Here is a 24,439-nt window from a genome sequence, read left to right on the forward strand (position 1 = left end):
AGTAATAACCTACCTAAGAGTAGTCTATGATACTTGCTTATTAAGACAATCATTAAAATTTATTTAAAACAATATTAACTCTATGTCATAATGCCTATATAAATTTCAAATAAATCTAAATGAGGTCATTTATGCCACCAAGATATTATGGTGCTAATGCAACACTGTCAACAATAAGCACAACTTCATTTAGTCAACCAGTAGCCATTCAAAATGAAGCGAATAAGACTATGAAAGAAGACACAAAAAATCAAGAAAATACACAATCTAGTCCAGCAGTGGAATCTAAAGCTCGTCCACAAGCCAATAATAGCAACCACGCCGATAATACAAGCAAAGCGCCTGTTTCAAAACTCTCTATTATAGCTATAGCATTAACCGCTTGTTTAGGTGGCTTTGGTTTTTATTATGGTCACAAGCAAGTTGAGGCACAAAAAAAGACCATCTCAACCTTGCAAACTGAACTGGCCAATTTAAAACAGACAACTAAGCAAAGTATAACAACCGATTTACAAAATAGCATTACCGACGCTGTTAATAAACAAAATCAGCAATTCAATTTGTTAGAACAACGCGTTGATCGTGAGCTTAGTGATCAGCAAAAAATACAACAACAGTTAAGTAATCAAATAAATGATACTTCAAAACTTGCCGAACAAAGTCTACAAAGCATTAACGAACGTTTATCTGCCATGTCAACGACTGATCACCATGTCTGGCTAATTTCACAAGCAAATTATTTAGTACATTTAACAGGCCGAAAAATTTGGAATGACCAAGATTACACATCAGCTCGATTACTTCTAAAAAGTGCCGACGAAAGCCTAGCCCAAGCTGATGACCCGAGCCTATTACCAGCACGACAAGCCATTAGTAAAGATATCAATTCGCTTGCTCAAGTAAGTTTTATTGATACTGATGGCATTATTATGAAACTCATTGGTTTATCTGAATCGCTTACCGAATTACCTTTAGTGGGTAATTATAAAGATATCGATCTTGGCATGACCTTATATAACGAAGATACTACAAGTACACAAACCAATGACGCTCAAACAGAAAAGGCAGATGCAGGTAGCAATCAGCAAACCCGAGCGCACAATGCAACTGATAAGTTTAATAATGATGTATCATCATCGGTCAATAATTGGTCGAGTAATTTATTAACTAGTGCCAAAACCTTTATGGATAAATTTATTACCATTGAAAAGCTTGACGATAAAGATAACAACTTTAAAGCGTGCTTAGAACAAGCGGAAAAAGATGAAAAACAAATTGCCAAATGCCAAATATTAAAAGCGCCATTGAGTTTAGAACAGTCACTTTATTTACGCGAAAACATTCGCTTCCGACTACTGATTGCCGCACAAGCAGTGCCAAGACATCAAGATCTCATTTATCAACGTGCGCTTAATGATGCTGCAATTTGGGGGAATGCTTATTTTGATGGAAATGCACCAAGCGTAAAAGCCTTCATTGATGAGCTTGATAATTTGCAAAATCAATCCATCAGCAATCAAAACGTACCAGACAACCTAACTAGCATTGGCGAGCTTGAAAAACTAATGCAAACCCGTGTTCGTTCGACGTTGACAAAATAGGAGAATAATAATGATAAAAATACTAATTATTTTCTTAGTGTTAGTGGGCGGATTCTTTTTGGGACCATTATTGCAAGGACACCAAGGCTCAGCGGTATTTGAATTTGCTAGGTATCGTGTCAGTATGTCATTTTATTCATTTATCATTCTCGAATTAATTGGCCTGCTGTGTCTTTATTTAATTTATTGTTTTTTTAACAAAATATTTAACTCCAAAACGGCGTTAGGCAATTGGTTACGCTTAAAGTCACCTCAAAAATCGATAAAACGCATAGAACAAGCGCAAATGTTATTGCTAGAGGGTGATTATCAACAAGCGGCTAAACTCTTTCTCAAAAGTGCTAAAGGGGCAAAAAATACCACCTTATCGTATTTGCTTGCCGCACAAACCCAAATCGATAATAATGAATTCATTAAGGCCAATCAATCACTTGAACAAGCCGCTAGAAATTGTCAACCTAAAGCGTTATTTGCCTTCCAATTAGTACAAATTCGATTGCAACTAAAAAACCGTGAATACACTGCTGCTCGAATAACGTTAGATCAGTTACTAAACGAAAAACCTCGTCATGTTGAAGTACTTAAATTGGCAAATCAACTTTATTATGAAATAAGTGACTACCAAGCAATTATTGACCTATTGCCTGCAATGTACAAAGCTAAAGTGTATAGCGAATCCCAATTAGATCAGTTTAAACAAACAGCTTATATTGGTCGAATCGAGCAATTAGCGACTAACGGTGATGAACAAACACTCGTAAAATGGTGGAATTCACAACCAAGGGCTATTTTGAATAATATTACTTATCAAAAAGCAATGGCCAACTATCTTCAACAACTGGGACAAGATAGTGAAGCTAAAAAGCTATCAAAATCGATTAGCAAACTTGAGGCAAAAGAAAGAACATAAACAGGGCATTTGCCCTGTTTTTGCTCCTGCTCAACATAACAATTTGCCAAAACAACATTAAAAATCAGTTATTGCTCAATCAAACCATAAAATAACGAATTAACGCCATAAAGGACACACCAGCAACTACAATGCACATCAAGTTCTTAGTTAAAAAGGCAACAACTGCGGTTGGAATTGTTGCTAAACAGTATTCCACATTAAAATCTGGAAACTGCCCTTGTTTTGCCACAAATAGGTTTTGTACAAATAGCGCAGTTAAAATACATAAAGGCACGTACGACAAAAAACGAATGATAATATCAGGTAACTGAAACTTTCGAACTAACATAAATGGCATGACTCTTGGCAACCATGTTACGAGTCCACAACCTAAAATGATAAATAAACTATAAATTGTCATGTATCACGCTCCATTGCTATTCCCATAAAGCAACCACAAAAAGTGCTGATTAAAATTGCCATTTCAGGTGATACAAAGCGCATTAACAAAATCAACATAACAGCAACGGTTAACATGGCTAAAAGTCGGTTTTTAAGACTTTTGCTTTTATCACCAATCAATTGTAAATAAAGCAAACCAACAAACATAGCCACTAAAGCATAATCTAAGCCAAATTGAGTTGGGTCTGGTAACCACTCACCAATTAAAGCACCCAGCAAACAAGATACAATCCAAGTAAGATAAGCAGTTAAATTAAGCCTATGCATCCAAGCAGCATTAACAGGCACTTTATTGGTAATTGCATTCATTGCCACAGCAAAACTTTCGTCAGTCAATAAGCTACCAATACCAATATTATTGAATAAAGAGAATTTTCGAAAAGCTGGGGCAGTTGCCATGCTCATTAAAAAATGACGTGAATTAACCAAAAAAATCGTAAAAATAACAGCTGAAATGGGTGTCGCCACCATCATTAATCCAGCAATAATAAATTGTGCAGCACCCGCATAAACAATGACGGCTAATAATGTCACTTCTAATACCGATAGATGAGCTGATTTACCCACCACACCGGCGGCGATACCGATACCAATATAGCCAAGTAAAGTTGGAACACAGGCATAAACACCATCTTTAAAGGTCAAAGACATAAGAATTCCTTGGTGATACAATATTCTATAAATTAACGTTGTTTATATTGCAAATATGTAATAAAGCGTACTGTTCGAGTCTATTATTTACTAAAACTTATGCACTAAATTAAATAACTTAACTCACAATAAACAACAATATATTACCAAATTTTGCTATAATATCGCTTGACTAATATCAATGATAACAAAAATAACTTTATAGCAATTAACGTGGCAAACATATCTATGTATACAGGAACTCTATTTATCATCTCTGCGCCAAGTGGTGCAGGTAAATCAAGTCTTATTCGAGCTTACTTATCCCAAAAAAACCATCATCAAGCCAAAGTGTCCATTTCGCATACTACGCGCAATCCTCGCCCTGGCGAAGCGCATGGCGAACATTATTATTTTGTAGATCACAAAGACTTTGAATCCTTAATTGAACAGCAGGCATTTGTCGAATATGCTAACGTATTTGACCACTATTACGGCACATCAAAAGCCGAAATCGAACAAAGCCTATTGCAAGGGATTAATGTCTTTTTAGATATTGATTGGCAAGGAGCACAGCAAGTACGCAAAAAAATGCCTCAAGCAAAAAGCATATTTATCTTACCACCTTCGCTAAAAGAACTTGAAAATCGCCTAGTTAAACGCGGTCAAGATGACAGTAGTGTGATTGCCAAACGGATGCAAAAAGCACAAGCCGAAATTTCGCACTATAACGAATATGACTATGTCATTATTAATGACGATTTTGATACCTCATTACACGCTTTGAGTGTGATAATTACCGCTGCCAGCCTAGAACAACCAAAACAAACTATCATCAATAAGCAATTATTAGCAGATTTGTTAGGGAATAATTTTAATTAAGGTGCAAAATAATCGCCGAGTGCTCGGCGATATTATGAATAGGATAACTTAATGACCTAATGCTTTATCGGCCTGATCGTTTTGAATCAACTCTAGCTTATATCCATCAGGATCTTCAACAAAAGCGATAATGGTTTTCCCCCCTTTTACTGGTCCTGCTTCACGTGTTACTTTGCCTCCAGCTTGTTTTACGTCATTGCACATTTTTGCAACATCATCAACACCAATAGCGATATGCCCAAATGCTGAACCATGATCGTATTTGTCAGTACCCCAATTGTAAGTTAACTCGATAACTGAGCTGGTTGTTTCATCCCCATATCCCACAAAGGCTAATGAATATTTGTATTGCGTGTTTTCGCTAGTTCTTAACACTCGCATTCCCATTACACGAGTATAAAAATCAATTGAACGCTGAAGATCGCCAACTCGGATCATAGTATGTAATATACGCATTGATTTATTGTCCCTTATAACGATTAAGAATTTATTTAAGTTTATACGTTAGTATTCAGACAGGCAAATTTTTGTTGAATATTGAGTGATTATGGACAAAATGCAAACAACAATGACAATTGAATCAAGTTAGTTGATAGGTGAGGTATTTCGCTCACCATCAAGATGAGCGAAAGTGACTGTTAGCTAAGGACAATATGCCCACAGCTTAAGATAAAAATTAACTATTATTTTTTTGGACTGCTATTATAACGTGGTGATGCGCTAATTTGCTTACCGTTAGTCACTAAACGAACATGTTGCCCAGCGTAGAACTCGTTAACCGAACCCTTTTGGACAATAACTATATTTGAACCATTTTCTTGCTTGATTTCTAACTCAACACCACTAGCTTGGCTAGCTTTATTTTGAATTGCATCCCCTAAAATTGCACCACCAATAGCACCAGTAGCAGCAGCTAATACTCGTCCTGAACCATCGCCAATAGTATTACCTAAAACGCCACCTAACACAGCACCACCTATACTACCTGCTATATTTTCGCTCTTACCATTTGACGCATTAGCTTGAATTTTAACCTGGCGTACTGAAACAACTGTACCATAACTCACTTGTTGAACTTGTTTTGCTTGATCTGCAGTATAAACATCGCCGGAGTAAAGATCACTATTGCTACATCCAGATAAAATTGCAGCTAAAATAGTTAATGTGACGATTTTTTTCATAATTGATTCCTCATATAATATTCATATAAATTTGTTATACATGGTTTAGAATAATATTGTTTTATAAAAACAACAATATCATTTTCATTATTTTATCAATAGCCAATACAATTTATACTTAAGTTGAGTTATACTCAGCGCAATATTTTATCAAGCATACACTGGATATATGAAACGGTTATTTTTTCAATTAATATTATCGGTTATGATAACTGCCTGCCATGATGCTAATCAATCGCCTAAAAAAAACGATAGTGCTGTCTTTGAACAGCCATCGAATGATTGTTTAGATAACAAACCGGCTAATGGTACACATTTTGACAAGATTCCGGCTTTAAAATGTCCCGTAAAATAATCTAATAGGCATATGTAACATAATGAAAACTATCGAAATCGACGAAGAACTATACCAATTTATTGCAGGCCAAACCAAACACATTGGCGAAGATGCATCAAGTATATTACGACGTTTATTGAACATAAACCAACCTACGTTGGCAAAACAACATACTATCGCACAAAAGGAAAATCATTATCCTCTTTTTAATGACTTATTAACTAGCGACACATTCACAAGCGAAAAATCGATAATAAGTCGCTTTATATTATTACTTAGTGCACTGTATAACTATAACCCTGCACTTTTTGCTATTGCTGCCACATCATTACATGGTAGTAAGCGACAATATTTAGCCAAAGATAAACAATTACTCGAAAAATCGGGCAAAAACACTAAACCCCGCGAAATCATTGGCACACCTTATTGGGTGATTAGCAATACTAATACGGCCAGAAAGCTGTATATTATTGAATCAATAATGAGTGATATGGGAATATCTGAAACTATGATACACCAAGTCACCAACGCTTTTTTACCTTAACAGAATACTGAAAAGCAAATATAAAGCTAAAAACGCGATATGAGCTCAAGCAATTCACGTAGTTAGCTATTATAAAATCTTATTTTATGAAAAGGAGTAAAAAATGGCCCAGCAAAGCCGCGCAGGATTGTTAGCTCAACCATCGGATCTTATTAACGTTGAAACATTACGAAATGACTATTACCAAATCCAACCTGATACAGATGATGCTAGCCAATTAGTTATTTTTGGTACATCTGGTCATCGCGGCAGTGCTAACAAAGGTACATTTAATGAAGTACATATATTAGCCATTGCCCAAGCCATTGCCGAATACCGCAAAGCCAACGCCATCACAGGCCCATGTTTTATTGGTCAAGATACCCATGCCTTGTCAGAACTCGCATTAAAATCAGTACTTGAAGTGTTTGCTGCTAACCAACAAACGGTGGTTATAGCGCGTGATTGGGGCTATACGCCAACGCCTGTCATTTCACATGCTATTTTAACCTATAATGAAGGTAAACAATCGCAACTGGCAGACGGCATTGTCATTACCCCATCGCATAATCCACCTGAAGATGGTGGCATAAAATATAATCCAATCAATGGCGGACCTGCGGATACCGACATCACCAAACAAATAGAAAACCGTGCTAACGAACTACTAAAAAACAAACTCAATGGCGTAAAACGTATTACCTTAGATAAAGCTATAAATTCAAATTATATCCACACTAAAGAATACGAAACCGACTATATTAATGACCTTGAAAATATTTTAGATCTATCGCTTATCAAATCATCATCACTTAAAATTGGCGTTGATCCACTTGGTGGTGCAGGCATTACTTATTGGCCACGAATTGCTGAAAAATATGGTATTAACCTCAATATTGTCAATAATAAAATCGATCCAACCTTTAGCTTTATGCATTTAGATCATGACGAGGTCATTCGCATGGACTGCTCAAGTCGTTGGGCTATGGCAGGGTTATTAACATTAAAAGACCAATTTGACCTAGCCTTTGGCAATGACACCGACTTTGACCGTCACGGCATTGTGACGCCTAAAGGGTTAATGAATCCAAATGCCTACCTTTCAACCTGTGTTAATTACTTGTTCCAAAACCGCCCACAATGGCATAAAAATATCGCCATTGGTAAAACACTTGTCACAAGCTCAATGATTGACCGTGTGGCAAATAGCTTAAACAAACAGTACTTAGAATACCCAGTTGGTTTTAAATGGTATGCTGATGGACTTTATCAAGGCAAACTCGGCTTTGCAGGCGAAGAAAGCGCAGGCGCATCGTTTTTAAGATCCAATGGCAAAGTTTGGACAACAGATAAAGACGGTATTATTTTATGCCTACTTGCTGCCGAAATGACCGCGAAACTAGGTAAAAACCCACAAGAACAGTATCAAGAACTCGAAGCTAAATTTGGTGTTTCTTATTACGGACGAATCCAAGCACCCGCATCGTTTAGTGAAAAACAAAAACTAGCCAAACTAGATGCCAGCCAATTAACTACCGACAAGCTCGCAGGCGAAAACATCGCCCAATGCCTAACCACCGCACCAGCAAATAATGCACCAATTGGAGGGCTAAAAGTGATCACTGAAAACGGCTGGTTTGCCGCTCGCCCTTCAGGCACAGAAGATGCCTATAAAATTTATGCAGAAAGCTTTATAAGCAACCAGCATTTAAATACACTACAGCAAGAAGCACAAGAAATTGTAGCTAAAGTAATTAAATAATCGCAAAATAGCAGCCGTATGGTTGCTATTTTTTTATTAAAGTTGGTTAAATTGGTTTTTGGATATTTTATCTATTAGATGAAATAAATAACATTAGTGTCAAATTCTGGGTTGGAAATTTGCGAAATCCCTCAACTCCCTTACTAAACAGCCTTGCTTAATGTGCTAATCTTGCTTTATTGTTGATACATCCCGACGCAAAAATAAAACAACCATATTCGCACCTTTCGGTATTGTAAAAATTATTGTATTTTTGTATAAAAACCATTCAGGTATAGCTTTGATTTTATTTAAGCTTTAATTCAATGTTTCTTAATAAAATCAACATACTACGGAACATTTTTGGGGGGTTTATATTTTGATTAAAGTCTATTTAGTTTCAGCTAGGTTTCGGACGTGTTATCCATTTGTTGTAAAATCGCTACTGTGATAACATCCGAATAAGGGGGGGAATTTTGCAAAAAATCCCCCCCTTTATTATTTGTATCATCCATAATACTTATCTTTTCAAAACCATCTTTTCTTTACTCTGATGTTCAAATTTTTCCCAGAAAAATTTACTTTTGGTCTTAATATTCCAGCTATTTTTTTGTTATGGTGCTACACAAGCAGCGCGAAGAGCATAAGTGGAATTTTGATCATAAGGATCGGTTATCCCATGACTTCCCCAAATCATAAGCCCTTTTCCATTATAACTATCACTACCGGTCGCATTCTTTGCCACACTGTCACTCCAATACCCTTCATATACATCCCAGTCACTCCCTGGATAACCACTACAGCGAATTGAGTCAATTGCCTCCGCGTTCAAATTATTTACCAAACATCCCCATTCATTGAATATACCTCCTTGCCACTTTGTTGCACTTTCTAGGTAACTTAATTGACGACGATAAGTATTTTCATTTCGACCAGGTACTCCCCCACGCCAGCCATGCGCTGGATAGTTCGAGTTTGTGTACTCATTCACTTCGGGTAATCGATAACCACTCCCTAAACTCTGACAATAGTCTTTGACTCGATTCCGAGCATCCACACCATCATCGGTTCCGCTATAGCTAACTTCTGGCTGTGCGATATACCAGCGCATTAGCTTAAATTCGTATAATAACCTGCTTTTACTTTTATCTGCATATAGTCTAAATGTTACAGGTTTAAAACTTTTATCCCCCGGCGTGTTATATCGCGGACCTTTCAAGGTTATCTTTAAGACTGGCTCGATATGACCATATATTCCAGAGCCGCGAGTTGTTTTATATCTCCAGCCTTGAGTGCTTTCGGCACTAAGTGTTAAACTTACATTTCCTCCCTCTTCTGCAGTAACAATATTGCCATTGGCAATTAATACTTCCTCTGGGGTTATATTTTTAAATAACAAATAAAAAAATAAATTGTGCGCCCCAGTGCTTGGAAAGTTATTTCTGATTATGGAAGATGCACCTTTATAATTTCCACTATTTGATGTGCTCAGTACCTTATAGCCTTTATTAGCAAACCATGTCGGTCCGTCCATATCAACACTTGCATCACCCCATGAAGTATTATCATATGCTAAGTTAGGTTGCGCATATTCAACAGAACAAGGTACCATATTGTTTCGATTCGGTTTTATATAATATATATGTTCACTTGCATCAAAAGTACTTGTATTTGGAATACCGTAACGTGTTGATAATTCACCTGAAGTCGATTTTACTGTTATTTTATAACTTGCAGTACATGATGTACTTAATAATCCGGTTGGATTTGCTTTTACGCTTGCTGTTATATCGTTATCAGCGCTGTCTTCCCATTTTATTGTTACACTTCCTGTAGCACTAGCTCCTGTTTCTGCATCCCCATCATCATCACCAAAATAATAATAGGGAGCACCAATTAACTGATTTAAATCAATGCGCGGATAATCACTATTCCCTGCCGTTGGTAAAGGTACCACTGTTTTTATATCACTAAACCTTATTGAGGTTTGCGGTAACTCTATCGGATTTGTGATAGTTGAAACATCATCATTCGCTTTTATTATTGTTCCACTTGATAAACTTATGCCTAATAATGAATTAGTATCATTTATCTTTGTCATTCCACTATCAAAGGTTAAATATGGTGCACTACCATGAATCTCTTTAGAAGTTGTCGCATTTAAGGCTGCAACTATATTGACATTGGACATTAATAACATATTTATGCTAATAAATATTGGCCTTACAAAAAATGATGGAAATAAAAATCTTGAGGATTTTATTGATAAATATGTATTTGCCTTTGAATGAGTCTTTAAATTTACACTTAAATTTGAGTTTGTTTTTGAATAAAAAAGTATTGGTGAATTTGGATTACTTACAACCAAAAAATTGCTCCCGTATTAAAACTACTTTATGGCTAGCTAAATGGTGGGCTGGCCTCTAAATAACTGTATTTTAACATGTTTTCAATCCTTCTATCATGATATATATTTGTTTTATTTTAAATTTTTTCGAAGTATAAATAAGTTAATAGGATTTTGCAAATTTGAAATTAAAGATTTTGTTAGAGAAAGTATTAGATGATATTTTTTTGTGCAAATATTTCCAACATCTCTTTGGATGGCAAAAAACAATGGTTTAAACTATTTAAGTTTGTGTATTTTGGTCCAAAGGTATGTTGCTTGTGAAGAATTAGAATGATATTTACCTTTAATTAACTCATATTGCCATAGTAAAATACCATTGCTTATTTTATTTATAAAACTATCTACCATGTTATAAATTGATAGTAACAATCCACTGTTTACTTTTTCTCACATTAATAATATGAAAGTTTTTAAACTTACAATTTTTTAAAGTACGCTGAACTACTAAATCACGTTCAATAATACTACCTTTAAAAATTCAGTCAAAACTCATTCTTTTACATATACCCTTTCTTCTGAACCAAAGGCTGGATAGTCTATTTCTGATATAAAAAACCGACCATAAAAGGTCGGTTTGTCATTTGATGGTTAATTACTGCTTAGCTTCAATATTATCGCCAACAAGATCCAAATGGATAGTTTTTCCTGGAACTAATTTGCCAGACAATATTTGTTGCGCTAATGGGTTTTCAATCTCTTGCTGGATCGCGCGTTTTAGTGGTCTTGCTCCATAAATTGGGTCGAAGCCGACTTTAGCAAGTTGTTCCAACGCCGCATCCGAGATATCCAATTGGTAACCACGTTCATCTAAACGTTTTTCAACATGTGCTAATTGAATTTTTGCAATCGCTTTGATGTTTTCTTGACCAAGTGGATGGAAGACCACTGTTTCATCAATACGATTGATAAATTCTGGTCTAAAGTGTTTAGCAACAACTGTCATCACTAACGCTTTCATTTCGTCATAACTTAGCTCAACTTGACCTTGAATTAGGTCAGATCCTAAGTTTGATGTCATAATTATGACGGTATTACGAAAATCAACCGTGCGACCTTGGCCATCGGTTAAGCGTCCATCATCCAGAACTTGCAGTAAGATATTAAAGACATCTGGATGCGCTTTTTCGACTTCGTCAAGTAAAATGACTGAATAAGGTCGACGTCTAACTGCTTCTGTTAAGTATCCGCCTTCTTCATAACCAACATAACCCGGAGGTGCACCAATTAAGCGAGCAACAGAGTGTTTTTCCATAAACTCTGACATATCTATACGCACCATGGCATCTTCGCTATCAAACATAAAGTTAGCCAGTGATTTGCAAAGCTCGGTTTTACCAACCCCTGTTGGTCCTAAGAATAGGAACGATCCAATTGGTCTGTTTGGATCAGAAAGCCCAGCTCGGCTACGGCGAATCGCATTAGCAACCGCTAATACCGCTTCATTTTGGCCAATGACACGTTTATGTAAAGCATCTTCCATATGTAATAATTTGTCTTTTTCGCTCTCAAGCATTCTAGAAACAGGAATACCTGTCGCTTTAGATAGCACTTCGGCAATTTCGTTATCGGTCACTTTGTTACGCAATAACTTCATGGTTTTGCCTTCTAACTGAGTTGCTGAAACAAGTTTCTTTTCGAGCTCTGGTATTTTACCGTATTGTAATTCAGACATTTTGCTCAAGTCGCCAGCTCGACGTGCTTGCTCTATTTCAGTCCGCGCTTTTTCCAGTTCAGCTTTGATGCTTTGCGTGCCCGAAACAGCTGCTTTTTCTGATTTCCATTCTTCTTCAAGTGATGCATATTCCTTTTCTTTTTCAGAAAGTTCATCATTTAACATCTCAAGTCGTTTTTTACTGGCATCGTCAGACTCTTTTTTAAGCGCTTGTTGCTCAAGTTTAAGTTGAATTATGCGCCTTTCAAGTCGATCTAAAGATTCAGGTTTTGAATCCATTTGCATACGAATACTCGATGCGGCTTCGTCAATTAAGTCAATTGCTTTATCAGGCAACATACGATCAGAAATATAACGATGCGATAGCGTTGCCGCCGCCACAATTGCTAGATCGGTAATTTGTACATGATGATGCAGTTCATAACGTTCTTTTAATCCACGCAAAATGGCAATAGTATCTTCAACTGTTGGCTCGGCAACATAGACTTTTTGGAAACGACGTTCTAACGCCGGATCTTTTTCGATATATTGACGATATTCATCAAGTGTTGTTGCGCCCACGCAGTGCAATTCTCCACGAGCTAATGCAGGTTTTAGCATATTACCAGCATCCATTGCACCATCACTTTTACCTGCACCAACCATGGTATGGATTTCGTCGATGAACAATATTATGCGACCTTCTTCTTTTGCTAAGTCTTTAAGCACGGCTTTTAACCGTTCTTCAAATTCACCACGATATTTAGCACCCGCAATTAATGCGCCCATATCTAGCGATAAAACGCGTTTATTCCGCAATCCTTCAGGCACTTCGCGGTTAACAATACGTTGAGCTAAACCTTCCACAATGGCGGTTTTACCAACACCTGGTTCACCAATTAATACCGGATTATTTTTAGTACGGCGTTGTAATACCTGAATTGTTCGGCGAATTTCTTCATCACGACCAATAACAGGATCAAGCTTACCTTGTTCTGCTCGTTGAGTTAAATCAATAGTATATTTTTTAAGAGCACCACGTTGATCTTCTGCATTAGGGTCGTTCACGTTATCGCTACCTCTTACTTGATTGACTGCTTGGCTAAATTTGTCTTTATTGACGCCTGATCTTTTAAGAATATCACTTAAGCTACCTTTGTCTTCTAAAGCGGCTAATATAAAGAGTTCTGATGATATATAGCTATCGCCATTTTTTTGGGATAATTTGTCGCATAGATTTAATACGCGAATAAACTCTTGCGATGGCATAACATCCCCACCAATACCTTGAACTTGGGGTAATCGATCAATGGCTTGCGTTAATTCTTGTTGCAAAATAGCAACATTTGCACCAGCAGTAGTCAATAATGGTGTTATACTGCTACCTTCTTGATTAAGCATGGCTGATAGGACATGCACAGGCTCTATATATTGATTGTCTTTACCCAATGCAATAGACTGCCCACTAGCTAAAGCTTGTTGAAACTTGTTTGTTAATTTATCTAACCTCATAGTATTTATCTCCTGAGCAATAGATTTGGATTCAATGCTTAACGCATTCAACCCATTTGCATGCGATCTAAATGTGTGTTGCAAGCTAAATTTCAAGAGCAAATCCACAATATTTTTTATAAAATTTATACAGCAAGATCAGCAAGTATTTAAAACTTAAATAGTGTCAAAAATAAAGGTTATCACGATTCAATCAATTACCACTCAATGTTGTTTTAAATAAAACTTGCAAGATGACAAATCAGCTTTTATCTATTATATTAGCGTCTTTATTTTGTTAGGTTCGCTAACCGTGGTTCGTAATCCATCCCACGTAAAAAAACTAGGAATATAAAATGTTCAAAATAGCTAAAGAGTTTCAATTTGATGCTTGTCATATGTTAGATGGGCACAATAAAAAGTGTCACAATCTGCATGGCCATACTTATCGCTTATTAGTCGAAATTACCGGTGATCTTATCGATACTGGTTCGAGTCAAGACATGGTCATGGATTATGCTGATCTAAAAATGATTGTTAAACAGCATATTATTGATCCACTGGATCACGCTTATCTTTACAACCAAAATAACCCAAATGAGCGCCGTATCGCCACATTACTGCAAGAAATGGAGCGCAAAATCTTTGCCTTTCCATGCCGAACTACCGCCGAAGCAATGAGCAAATTTATATTTGATCGCCTGTCTCAATATTTGCCTATTTCAATGATCAAATTATGGGAAACACCAACTTCATATTGTGAATATCATCGGAGTCCAAAATGAGTGAATTTCGTATTGTTGAAATCTTCGAATCTTTACAGGGCGAAGGTTATAATACTGGCATGCCTGCTGTTTTTATCCGTTTTGCTGGTTGCAATTTAAATTGTGCTTGGTGTGATACTAATTTCCGCCAATTTACCCGGTTTACGTTAGATACGCTGCTTGCTACAGTAAGCGAATATAACAGCAAAAACATTATCATTACTGGCGGCGAACCCACTATGGTCAAAGCACTACCCGAACTACTGTTATCATTAAAAAATGCAGGTTATTTTATCGCCATTGAAAGTAATGGACTTGGCAAAGTTGATCCGCTTATTGATTATATAGCACTTAGTCCCAAATTTTGCTATCAATCACATTATCAAAAAATTAAGCAAACAACAGCAAATGAAGTCCGAATTGTTACAGAAAAACATGATGATTTTCTTGATTTTTGCCAATATATTGAAAAACAGATTAATGCTAAACATTATTATCTTTCACCTTGTGAAAAAAATGGCGAAATGAATATGCTTGAGACAATTGTTCTTCTAGGAAAAATCAATCAATACCGTATAGATAATAAATGGCTATTAAGCCTGCAAACCCATAAATTTGCCAATATAGAATAATAGATTAGTATCAAATATTAATACTTAAATAACCTTAAAAACCAACAGTTTTTATTAATTTTAATCAAATAATTAATCTATTATTTGATTAAAATTATGATTATACTATCCCTCATACCCCCATTTTATAAAATTAAACACCATGCGTTTTTACTATTATTTATTCTTAACTGTGTTTTCAACTCCAGCCATAGCTTGGGATATGGTTTGTGATAATACGTTAACTTGTCGTGTTATAGAATATAGCGATATGTCTGATACAGGATTAATAAAATCATCAATATTATTTGAGCGAAAAGCGGGCGCTAATCAGCCAGTTGAAATTTATGTTAGAACAAAAAATAGTGAAGAAGATATCGAAATTAAAGACACACAACAATCAGACAATTCATTGGCTCTGTTCATTAATCAAGAATATTTCGGTGAATTAAAAGAAATACGGAACAATATTTATCAGTTATCACAACATCAAGCCACAAAAGTTATTCAGGCGTTTACAAAAAATAATGAGGTTATATTCCGTAACAATAGAAGCAAATCATCCTTTACTAATAGTGGATTTGATGACGTTATGTTAAAAATGGATAAAAAGCAAGGTCGTATTGGTACAGTTGGTGCAATTGTCGCACATGGCAATAAAAATGAATCAAACGTGTATGCACCAATACCTGTACCTACTATAATAAAAGGTAAAGTAATTGAGCCAGAACAAAGTGAAGAACTTAATATCGCTGAAGTAACCAAAATATTTCCTCAATTCAAAAAACGTTATATACATGAGGCTAAGTGTCATGCTCATGAATTGGAAAATCCTTATTATGATGAAACGCAAGGATATGATAAAAGATTTCGATTAATCAAATTAGATAATCACCACAACTTACTTGAAACTTTATGTTGGTTTGGTGCATATAACTCAGGCAACGCTTATTGGATAATCCCTAACACAGCTAAACCAAACAATAAAAATATAAAATTTATAAATAGCCAAGGTAACTCATACAAAAATGGAACAATATTTAGTATTGCTAAGCTTAGAGCTGAGGGAGATTGTTTAGAAAAATCTAGTTGGACTTGGAATGGGCATAAATTTATCCTTTCTTCTGATATCAGCACAGGTGAGTGCTTGGGTTTTGATGGTGGAGCTTGGGAATTACCTTCTTTTGTTAGCAAAATAAAGTAACAATTAAGTAATAAAAAGTTTTCAGGGTTTACAGGCGGTTTAGACATTGTACGCTTTATATATTAGCATTTTACCGCCGATTTTACACTATGCTTACTTTATAACCATAGATAAAAGTTGACGTTTTTTAGCTGAAAAACCACCTTTTATTCAAACCAGATCATTGATGCCATTCTGCCGGTTCTCTTTTCGCGCCGATAAGAAAAGAACTTATCTTGTTCAGTATAAGTACAATAATCACCACCAAAAATCTGTATTATTCCCAGCGCTTGTAAGCGTTGTTTAGCAATTAAATAGAGGTTGGCTAGATATTTTTGTTCAGTTGGATTGATTAATTTAAATGCTTCTTGTGCTTTTCGATCGACTTTTTCAAATTGCTGTTTAACTTCAAGACCAACTTCGAATTTTTTGGCACTAATTGCCGGCCCCATCCAAGCGATGATATTTGATGGTGAGCTTGAAAATTTTTTGATGGTTTCTTCTAATATGCCGTTACATAACCCTCGCCAACCGGCATGTGCGGCAGCAACTTCATCGCCTGTTTTTGTGCAAAAGAGTATTGGCATGCAATCTGCGGTTAATACCACGCAGACTTGCTTTGGTTGATTAGTATATGAAGCATCAGCTTCAAAAGTTTGATAGGAATTGATATTGCTGCTGGGTGCTTGTAAGGCAATTTGTGATATATCTAGTGCTATAGTGCTATGGGTTTGCACTAACCAATACGGTTCGCTTGGTATTTGTTCGACTTGAGTGATTCGACGACGATTTTCAGCAATATGCTCTAGATTATCACCAGTTCGATCACCCATATTTAAACTCGCAAATGGCGCTAAACTAACGCCACCTGTTCGTGTTGAGGTAAACGCATGTATGCTTTTGGGTGCTGTCCAATATGGGTAAATCGATTTAATCATATTTATCACCAATCTAATTCATCTTTATGCTGTTGAGTATCTTCTTGCAATGCTTGAATCAGTTTTTGCATATCATCAGGAATAGGCGCATGCCATTCCATTTGTTCGCCTGTTATAGGGTGATATAAGCGTAACATGGTAGCGTGTAATGCTTGGCGGTCAAAATCGCGTAAGGTTTGAATAAACGATTCACTTGCGCCTTTGGGCGGTCTTGGACGCCCACCATAAAGTGGATCACCAATTAATGGGTGGGCAATATGTGCCATATGCACACGAATTTGGTGAGTTCGACCCGTTTCTAAGCGCAAGCGCAAGCGTGTATGTAGACGGTACTTTTCCATTACTCGATAATGGGTGACCGCAGGTTTCCCCGTTGGAAATACTGCCATATGTGTGCGTTTGGTTGGATGGCGCGTAATAGGCTGATCAACCGTGCCACCTGCAGTAATAATACCCATAACAACCGCTTCATATTCGCGCGTGATTTCACGCAATTGGAGCGATTCAACTAAGTGTGTTTGTGCCATAATGGTTTTAGCAACAACCATTAAGCCCGTTGTATCTTTATCTAGACGATGCACAATACCTGCCCGTGGTACTCGGGCTATATCGGGATAATAATGTAATAAGGCATTTAATACTGTACCATCAGGATTACCGGCACCAGGGTGTACAACTAAATCGCGGGGTTTGTTGATCACTAAAATATCGTCATCTTCATAAACAATATTGAGTTTTATATCTTCGGGTTGATGATAGGTTTCTTCTTCGATTTCAGCATTGATTATTATTTTCTCACCACCGAGCACTCTTTCTTTGGGTTTATTAACTATAACATCGTTGACAGTAACTTTATTATTCACAATCCAATCTTTTATTCTTGAACGTGAATAATCAGGAAAAAGCGCTGATAATGCTTGATCTAAACGCATCCCTAGTTGGGTTTGTTCTATTTCAGTTGATAATTTTAACTCGTGCATGTGTAATTTATCTATTTTAAGCTGTTTTGTTTTAGAGTATTATATACCAATCATCGCCTTTAATGTTTAATTATATTTGGATTGAAAACTGAATGAAATTGCGTTTACACTCTTTGTTAGCTATCGCTTTAAGTGGTATGTTAATTGGCTGTACTTCTTCCAAGTCCGATGTTGAAAATATGCCCGAAATTGAACTACATAACAAAGCGAAATCATATCTCGAGAATGGTAATATTAAATCCAGTATCACTGTCTTAGAGGCTTTGGACAAGAATTATCCATTTGGTCCCTATTCTCAACAGGTACAACTTGACTTGATTTATGCTTACTATAAATCAGGTGATTTAACACTAGCTGTTGCGTCAATTGACCGATTTTTAAAACTAAATCCAACGCATCCAAACATTGATTGGGTTATTTATATGCGCGGTATTTCGAATATGGCGCAAGATGATAATATGATTCAAGGGTGGTTCAACGTTGATCGTTCAGATCGCGATGCTGATTATGCCGCAGCAGCGTTTAAGGATTTTACTTATTTAACGACAAGCTTTCCAAACAGTCAATATGCCGCCGATGCGCAAAAACGCCTTGTGTTTTTGAAAAACAGATTGGCTCGCTATCAATTAAAAATTGCGCAGTTCTATACAAAACGCGGCGCTTATGTCGCAGTGATTAATCGTGTGACAGAAATGCTAGTTACGTTTCCAGATACCGATTCAACTAAAGAAGCATTGCTTTTAATGCGCAATGCCTATAACGAGTTAGGCCTAGTTGATGAAGCCCAAAAAGTCGAACAGTTGATTCTAGCAAATCTTGAAAATATGCCTAAAGAAGAACAACGTTCGTTATTATCACGCTTTACCAGCATTTTTAATGGTGGTTAGATATTCTAAATTTAAGATCCCGTTTTTGGCTAATTTTGTATGACTTCAATTGCTATTTAATTAGGCTTAAATAGCAATTAATTCTTTTTATTCTCACCCTTTATGCCTAAACTGTTACAGTTTAAGCATGTTATTTAACATTAGCAATAAAATATACTCAATAGTTTACAATTTATTATTCTTTAAATTTGCTACCGCAAGAAATCAATATCTTGATTCATATATCGTTTGTAAAACGTGTCAATAACCAATACAATTAGCAACATATTTTTATTAGCAATAATAGATAGGACATTAACTGGTCATGCAAGAACAATATCGCCCAGATGAAATTGAAGCCACTGTGCAAAAACACTGGCAAGACAATAAAACTTTTCACGTTACCGAAGATCCATCAAAAGAAAAATATTACTGTTTATCGATGCTACCTTACCCGTCTGGGCGTTTGCATCTTGGTCATGTTCGCAATTACACCATTGGTGATACCATTTCACGTTACCAACGCTTAAATGGTAAAAATGTACTACAACCAATTGGTTGGGATGCGTTTGGTTTACCTGCTGAAGGGGCTGCTGTTAAAAATAATACTGCACCGGCAAAATGGACCTACGAAAATATTGCCTATATGAAAAAGCAATTACAGCTTTTAGGCTTCGGTTATGATTGGGATCGCGAAGTAACCACTTGCCGTCCAGAATATTACAAATGGGAACAATGGTTTTTTACCAAGTTATACGAAAAAGGCCTAGTTTATAAAAAAACATCTGCGGTTAACTGGTGTCCAAATGACCAAACCGTACTTGCTAATGAGCAAGTGGTTGAAGGTTGCTGTTGGCGTTGTAGTACCCCTGTTGAGCGCAAAGAGATCCCGCAGTGGTTTATTAAAATCACCGAATATGCTGAAGAGCTACTTAATGATTTAGATATCTTAGAGGACTGGCCAGAGCAAGTTAAAACTATGCAACGTAACTGGATTGGTCGCTCTGAAGGGGTTGAGTTTGATTTTGCTGTTGAAAATTATGCAGATAAATTACGCGTTTATACAACACGCCCCGATACTTTAATGGGGGTGAGCTTTGTCTCAGTTGCCGCAGAGCATCCTCTTGCACAATTAGCAGCAAAAAACGATCCTAAAATTGCTGAATTTGTTGCTGAATGTAAAAATACCAAAACAGCCGAAGCCGATATGGCAACCATGGAAAAGAAAGGTATTGCAACGGGCTTTTATGCTATCCATCCATTAACAGGAAAAAAAGTCCCTGTTTGGATTGCTAACTTCGTGTTAATTGAATATGGTACTGGTGCAGTCATGGCGGTACCGGGTCACGATGAACGAGATTATGAGTTTGCCTCAAAATACAATTTACCAATTAATCCTGTTATTTTAACTCAAGACGGCAATGCACCCGACTTGTCTGAAAAAGCATATACTGAACATGGCAAATTATTTAATTCTGGCGAGTTTGATGGTCTGGATTTTGAGCAAGCATTTAATGCTGTTGCCGATAAATTAATTGCGTTAGGCATTGGTCAACGAAAAGTTAATTACCGTTTGCGTGATTGGGGCGTCTCACGCCAACGTTATTGGGGTGCGCCTATCCCAATGGTGACGCTTGAAGACGGTACAACTATTCCAACACCAGAAGATCAGTTACCGGTTATTTTGCCAGAAGACGTCGAAATGAACGGTATCACTAGTCCAATTAAGGCCGATCCTAACTGGGCAAAAACAATGGTGAACGGTCAGCCTGCTCTACGTGAAACCGATACGTTTGATACCTTTATGGAGTCATCTTGGTATTATGCCCGTTATACTTGTCCACAATTTGACAAAGGTATGTTAGACGAAAAAGCAGCTAATTATTGGTTGCCTGTCGATCAATATGTCGGTGGTATTGAACATGCGATTATGCATTTGCTTTATTTTAGATTTTTCCATAAATTAATGCGTGATTTTGGTTTAGTTTCGTCCGATGAGCCAGCAAAACGCTTACTATGCCAAGGCATGGTATTAGCCGATGCGTTTTATTATACCAGTCCAACCAATGAACGCATCTGGGTTTCACCAACCGAAGTCACTATTGAACGTGATGAAAAAGGTCGCATTGCTAAAGCCGTTGACAAACATGGCAATGAGCTAGTCCATGCGGGTATGACGAAGATGTCAAAATCCAAAAACAATGGTATCGACCCTCAAGAAATGGTTGAAAAATATGGAGCCGATACAGTTCGATTGTTTATGATGTTTGCTTCGCCAGCGGATATGACATTGGAATGGCAAGAGTCTGGTGTTGAAGGCGCTAACCGATTTATTAAACGTGTGTGGCGTTTAGTGTATGAACATACCCAAAAAGGTCAAATCGCTAAACTTGATATTACAGCCTTAGATAGTGAACAAAAATCATTACGCCGTGAGCTACATAAAACCATTGCGAAAGTGAGTGATGATATTGGACGCCGCCAAACGTTTAATACCGCGATTGCCGCTGTCATGGAGTTTATGAACCGCTTACAAAAAGCACCACAAGAAACCGAACAAGATCGTGCGCTAATGAGTGAGGCATTAAATGCGATTGTTCGTTTGCTTTACCCTATGATGCCACACGCTTGTTTTGCTATGTGGCAAGCTTTAGGCCATAACGAATCGATTGATAATACAACTTGGCCTGTTGCTGACCAATCAGCAATGATCGAGGATGAAAAACTTATAGTTGTGCAAATCAACGGTAAAGTCCGTGGTAAATTTACGGTGCCAGCTAATGCCGATCAAGATTTTGTTGTGTCGCAAGCGAAACAAGAGCCTAACATCCAAAAATACTTGAGCGATGTTACTATCCGTAAAGTAATTTACGTTCCAGGTAAATTATTAAATCTTGTTGTGGGTTAATATTGTTTAATAACTAAATTTAGGCGGTTATAGATATGAAAAAGTATTTAGCATTATTTATGTTATTAGCGATATCCTTAACAGGATGTGGATTTCATTTGCAGCATGAAACAGAAGTGCCTGAGCGGTTTAAAACGATGTCTTATGTAAGCTATGACCCTTATGGCCGACTGTCTCGCGATATTAAAGAGTTATTACACGATAACAAAGTGACTTTAACTACTAATAATGCTACAAGTCAGGTACCATCGTTAAGAATGTTAAGCGAAAATCTAAGCCGCAATACTATTTCGATTTATCAAGATGGTAAAGCAGCTGAGTATCAATTGGTATTAACCGTTGAAGCACAAGTTGTTATTGCTGGTCAACAAATATATCCAATTAGTGTACGTGTATTTAGGACATTTTTTGATAATCCATCTGAAGCGTTGGCCAAAACTGTTGAGCAAGATTTAATTGAAAACGAGATGTTTAAACAAGCTGCTAAACAAATCATCCGTAAATTAAAATCGATTGATGCGGTAAATTAACGTTGTCATGATTAAAATTAGTGTCGATCAAATTAATCATAAATTAGGATCACCCTATTATTTAATTTTAGGTAGTGATCCTTATTTACAACATTATGCGAAAACTGAGTTACGGAAAGCTTTTACTCACGCAGGTTTTGATGAACAGCTTACGTTTGTTATTGATAATCAAACCGACTGGAACGCAATTTTTGATAGCTGTCATGCGATGAATCTATTTTCTACCAATACTTTAATTTTACTTGATTTCGGTGACGGTTCGTTAAATGCAAGTATTACCGCAAAACTCAATACACTAAGTGAGGTTTTAACCCCTGATATTGCGCTAATAATCACGCTTAATAAAATCACTAAATCGCAAGAAAATACTATTTGGTATAAGGCATTATCAGATAAGCTAACGGTTGTTAATTGTACCACGCCAGATACGTTGCAGTTACCGCAATGGATTAAAAATCATTTGCAGCAACAACATATAATCATTGACCCAAAAGCAATTGAATTGCTTTGCTATTATTACGAAGGTAATTTACTGGCGCTAACGCAAATTATTGCGCAGCTAAAATTGCTGTATCCCGATCAGAGCATTTCGTATGATGAAGTCGAAAGCAATATTAATGATTCAGCGATATTTACACCCTATCATTGGACTGATGCAATGATTGCCAATAAAACTAAGCGGGCTATTCACATTTTACAGCAGTTGAAAATAAATGAATTTGAACCGTTAATTTTGTTGCGGATTATTCAACGCGAGTTGATATTGATGATCAATTTAAAAAAAGGATTGCAACAAAAATCATTGAAACAAGTTTTTGATGAATATAAGATTTGGCAAAATAAAAGAACGATTTATACTAATTATCTAAACCGTTGCCAACTTAAAAGCCTGTTTAATTTATTAGCCAAACTGACTGAAGTCGAAATTAGTTTAAAACATGATAATCAAGCACAAATATGGGATGCTATGTTTAGCTTATCAATGCAGTTTATGGGATTAAATAAATGTTAACTGCGTTGTTAGGTGGAACTTTTGATCCGATACATTATGGACACCTTCGCCCTGCTATTTCGTTAGCTAGCGAAGTTGGGTTAAAACAAATTAGCTTATTGCCCAATCATATTCCACCACATAAACCACAACCCGAAGCGAGTACCGAGCAACGTTTGGCAATGTTAAAATTAGCCATTGAAGATTTGCCCTTATTTGCGTTAGATGTAAGAGAGCTTTTACCTAAAGTCTCAACCCGTCCTTCTTATACCATTGAAACGCTTCAAGCTTGGCGACAAGAAAATGGGGATAGTGAAGGATTAGCTTTTATTATGGGGCAAGATTCATTATTGAGTTTGCCAACTTGGAATAAATGGCAAACGTTACTTGATTATTGTCATTTACTCATTTGTCGTAGGCCGGGTTATGCAAAAAATACCAATAATATTGAACTACAGAAATGGATTGAGATGCATAACACCCTAAATGCACAAGATTTGCATGACTCACCGCATGGTTATATTTTTTTTGCGCATACACCACTTGAAGACATTTCAGCGACTGAAATCAGACTAAATATTAACAATCAAGCCAGTTGTGAAAATTTGTTGCCAGCCAAAGTGTGGCATTATATTCAGCAGCAAGAACTTTATTGTGCAAAGAAATAGTAGAAAGGGCTTTACTTCTGACAGTTTTTTCGGCATTATTTCGCCGCTGTGTTTATATATTTTAAATTCAGTTTTTTTGTGTTTATACTTAACTTTGCTTAGTCATCTAATACAACATCAATCAGATGGTAATAGCACGTTATTGTTTTGCCGTTAAACACTTAAACGTAGCAAAACAGTTAGTCAGTTAAATATATTT

At 36.5% G+C, this 24,439-nt stretch carries 20 protein-coding genes, 1 pseudogene and 1 riboswitch; of the genes and pseudogenes, 13 read left to right on the forward strand and 8 right to left on the reverse strand.

What is annotated here, in order from left to right; genetic code table 11:
* Positions 1-131 precede the first annotated feature (131 nt).
* A complete protein-coding gene (locus ACYIAM_RS04825; RefSeq protein ID WP_483747464.1) occupies positions 132-1,601 on the forward strand; it encodes a uroporphyrinogen-III C-methyltransferase in 1,470 nt (489 codons plus the stop codon).
* A 10-nt stretch (positions 1,602-1,611) separates the two neighbouring features.
* Positions 1,612-2,511, forward strand: a complete 900-nt coding sequence (locus tag ACYIAM_RS04830) for a heme biosynthesis HemY N-terminal domain-containing protein (RefSeq protein WP_174796336.1) — start codon at positions 1,612-1,614, stop codon at positions 2,509-2,511.
* A gap of 79 nt (positions 2,512-2,590) precedes the next feature.
* Here ACYIAM_RS04830 and ACYIAM_RS04835 read toward each other — a convergent pair whose 3' ends face one another.
* Together ACYIAM_RS04835 and ACYIAM_RS04840 are read right to left on the reverse strand one after the other, a co-directional pair.
* Positions 2,591-2,914 carry an AzlD domain-containing protein gene (locus tag ACYIAM_RS04835; RefSeq protein ID WP_174796335.1) on the reverse strand — a complete coding sequence of 108 codons (324 nt, stop codon included), beginning with the start codon at positions 2,912-2,914 and terminating at the stop codon, positions 2,591-2,593.
* Complete coding sequence (locus ACYIAM_RS04840) at positions 2,911-3,606, reverse strand: AzlC family ABC transporter permease (protein WP_483747465.1); 696 nt, start codon at positions 3,604-3,606, stop codon at positions 2,911-2,913. The genes ACYIAM_RS04835 and ACYIAM_RS04840 overlap by 4 nt, the downstream gene beginning before the upstream one ends.
* A 228-nt stretch (positions 3,607-3,834) precedes the next feature.
* On the opposite strand from ACYIAM_RS04840, the gene gmk reads away from it, so the two are divergent.
* The gene (gene gmk, locus ACYIAM_RS04845; protein WP_174796333.1) at positions 3,835-4,467 is read left to right on the forward strand and encodes a guanylate kinase; all 633 of its coding nucleotides are present in this window, start codon (positions 3,835-3,837) and stop codon (positions 4,465-4,467) included.
* 48 nt (positions 4,468-4,515) lie between these two features.
* On the opposite strand, the gene gloA is transcribed toward gmk, so the two are convergent.
* Positions 4,516-4,923: a lactoylglutathione lyase gene (gloA, locus tag ACYIAM_RS04850; protein ID WP_174796332.1), complete on the reverse strand. Its 408-nt coding sequence runs from the start codon at positions 4,921-4,923 to the stop codon at positions 4,516-4,518.
* Between the two features lie 227 nt (positions 4,924-5,150).
* Complete coding sequence (locus ACYIAM_RS04855; protein ID WP_174796392.1) at positions 5,151-5,651, reverse strand: outer membrane lipoprotein; 501 nt, start codon at positions 5,649-5,651, stop codon at positions 5,151-5,153.
* A gap of 374 nt (positions 5,652-6,025) precedes the next feature.
* Here ACYIAM_RS04855 and ACYIAM_RS04860 point away from each other — a divergent pair, with 374 nt between their 5' ends.
* The gene (locus ACYIAM_RS04860; protein WP_174796330.1) at positions 6,026-6,529 is read left to right on the forward strand and encodes a replication initiation regulator SeqA; all 504 of its coding nucleotides are present in this window, start codon (positions 6,026-6,028) and stop codon (positions 6,527-6,529) included.
* 103 nt (positions 6,530-6,632) lie between these two features.
* Positions 6,633-8,270 carry a phosphoglucomutase (alpha-D-glucose-1,6-bisphosphate-dependent) gene (gene pgm, locus ACYIAM_RS04865; protein WP_483747466.1) on the forward strand — a complete coding sequence of 546 codons (1,638 nt, stop codon included), beginning with the start codon at positions 6,633-6,635 and terminating at the stop codon, positions 8,268-8,270.
* A 592-nt stretch (positions 8,271-8,862) separates the two neighbouring features.
* Here pgm and ACYIAM_RS04870 read toward each other — a convergent pair.
* Together ACYIAM_RS04870 and clpB are read right to left on the reverse strand one after the other, a co-directional pair.
* Complete coding sequence (locus tag ACYIAM_RS04870; protein ID WP_483747467.1) at positions 8,863-10,449, reverse strand: hypothetical protein; 1,587 nt, start codon at positions 10,447-10,449, stop codon at positions 8,863-8,865.
* 802 nt (positions 10,450-11,251) lie between these two features.
* Positions 11,252-13,822 (reverse strand): ATP-dependent chaperone ClpB, encoded by a 2,571-nt coding sequence (gene clpB, locus ACYIAM_RS04875; RefSeq protein ID WP_483747468.1) that lies wholly within the window; start codon positions 13,820-13,822, stop codon positions 11,252-11,254.
* A gap of 286 nt (positions 13,823-14,108) precedes the next feature.
* Positions 14,109-14,154: riboswitch (PreQ1 riboswitch) on the forward strand.
* A 3-nt stretch (positions 14,155-14,157) separates the two neighbouring features.
* Between clpB and queD the strand changes: the two genes are divergently transcribed.
* The 3 genes from queD to ACYIAM_RS04890 all read left to right on the forward strand — a co-directional run bounded on the left by queD (position 14,158) and on the right by ACYIAM_RS04890 (position 16,380).
* Positions 14,158-14,586, forward strand: a complete 429-nt coding sequence (gene queD, locus ACYIAM_RS04880; protein ID WP_483747469.1) for a 6-carboxytetrahydropterin synthase QueD — start codon at positions 14,158-14,160, stop codon at positions 14,584-14,586.
* Positions 14,583-15,197: a 7-carboxy-7-deazaguanine synthase QueE gene (locus ACYIAM_RS04885; RefSeq protein ID WP_483747470.1), complete on the forward strand. Its 615-nt coding sequence runs from the start codon at positions 14,583-14,585 to the stop codon at positions 15,195-15,197. Before queD ends, ACYIAM_RS04885 begins: the two co-directional genes overlap by 4 nt.
* A 202-nt stretch (positions 15,198-15,399) precedes the next feature.
* Positions 15,400-16,380 carry a DUF1176 domain-containing protein gene (locus ACYIAM_RS04890; RefSeq protein ID WP_483747491.1) on the forward strand — a complete coding sequence of 327 codons (981 nt, stop codon included), beginning with the start codon at positions 15,400-15,402 and terminating at the stop codon, positions 16,378-16,380.
* A 146-nt stretch (positions 16,381-16,526) separates the two neighbouring features.
* Here the strand turns inward: ACYIAM_RS04890 and pgeF are convergent, their stop codons facing one another.
* Together pgeF and rluD are read right to left on the reverse strand one after the other, a co-directional pair.
* Positions 16,527-17,297: a peptidoglycan editing factor PgeF gene (gene pgeF, locus ACYIAM_RS04895; protein WP_483747471.1), complete on the reverse strand. Its 771-nt coding sequence runs from the start codon at positions 17,295-17,297 to the stop codon at positions 16,527-16,529.
* 5 nt (positions 17,298-17,302) lie between these two features.
* Positions 17,303-18,277 carry a 23S rRNA pseudouridine(1911/1915/1917) synthase RluD gene (gene rluD, locus ACYIAM_RS04900; RefSeq protein ID WP_483747472.1) on the reverse strand — a complete coding sequence of 325 codons (975 nt, stop codon included), beginning with the start codon at positions 18,275-18,277 and terminating at the stop codon, positions 17,303-17,305.
* 92 nt (positions 18,278-18,369) lie between these two features.
* Here rluD and bamD point away from each other — a divergent pair.
* The 5 genes and pseudogenes from bamD to nadD form a co-directional block, all read left to right on the forward strand.
* Positions 18,370-19,092: pseudogene (gene bamD / locus ACYIAM_RS04905) on the forward strand (outer membrane protein assembly factor BamD); the annotation flags it as partial.
* Positions 19,093-19,468: 376 nt separating this feature from the next.
* Complete coding sequence (gene leuS / locus ACYIAM_RS04910) at positions 19,469-22,051, forward strand: leucine--tRNA ligase (protein ID WP_174796321.1); 2,583 nt, start codon at positions 19,469-19,471, stop codon at positions 22,049-22,051.
* Between the two features lie 35 nt (positions 22,052-22,086).
* Positions 22,087-22,581 (forward strand): LPS assembly lipoprotein LptE, encoded by a 495-nt coding sequence (lptE, locus tag ACYIAM_RS04915; RefSeq protein ID WP_483747473.1) that lies wholly within the window; start codon positions 22,087-22,089, stop codon positions 22,579-22,581.
* A gap of 7 nt (positions 22,582-22,588) precedes the next feature.
* The gene (gene holA, locus ACYIAM_RS04920) at positions 22,589-23,593 is read left to right on the forward strand and encodes a DNA polymerase III subunit delta (protein ID WP_483747474.1); all 1,005 of its coding nucleotides are present in this window, start codon (positions 22,589-22,591) and stop codon (positions 23,591-23,593) included.
* Positions 23,587-24,240 carry a nicotinate-nucleotide adenylyltransferase gene (nadD, locus tag ACYIAM_RS04925; protein ID WP_174796318.1) on the forward strand — a complete coding sequence of 218 codons (654 nt, stop codon included), beginning with the start codon at positions 23,587-23,589 and terminating at the stop codon, positions 24,238-24,240. The genes holA and nadD overlap by 7 nt, the downstream gene beginning before the upstream one ends.
* Positions 24,241-24,439 lie beyond the last annotated feature (199 nt).

This window comes from Gilliamella sp. X-60 (assembly GCF_057063585.1).